Genomic DNA, 440 nt, shown 5'->3' on the forward strand with positions numbered 1-440 from the left:
AATCTTATTGCCGTCTGATTTGATGGCGTAATGACTCAGCCCCACATCAAGCCCCGTGATATTTGATATCAATGTTGGCTTTGCCGGTGCTTCTACCCCGTCATCACAGAGTAGTGACGCATAGTATTTTCCGGTTGCGCTGCGGCTCAGTGTGATACTTTTCAGCGCCCCCGTAATTTCACGATGTAAACGCGCTTCAATCGGTGCGATTTTCGGGATTTTTATCCCGCCATCAATGACTTTGATCCCGACACAATGATAGCTAGATTGTCTGCCATGCTTACTTTTAAACGTGGGAAACGGGCTTTTAGTTTCGGATTAAAAAAGTTGGAGAAAGCCACGTCAAGGTTAATCACCGCCTGCTGCAATGCAATTGAATCATATTCTTTAAGCCACCCATATCTGCGGGATTTTTTCGCCACGGCAAGCAGCGGTTTAAG

General features: G+C 46.1%; 1 pseudogene. It reads right to left on the reverse strand.

Features of this window, described 5'->3' with window-relative positions:
• Window positions 1-270: 270 nt before the first annotated feature.
• Window positions 271-440, reverse strand: a pseudogene (locus tag BHE89_RS20850) (RNA-guided endonuclease TnpB family protein); the annotation flags it as partial.

It is taken from the genome of Shigella sp. FC1967 (assembly GCF_001743005.1).
Taxonomy (GTDB): domain Bacteria; phylum Pseudomonadota; class Gammaproteobacteria; order Enterobacterales; family Enterobacteriaceae; genus Proteus.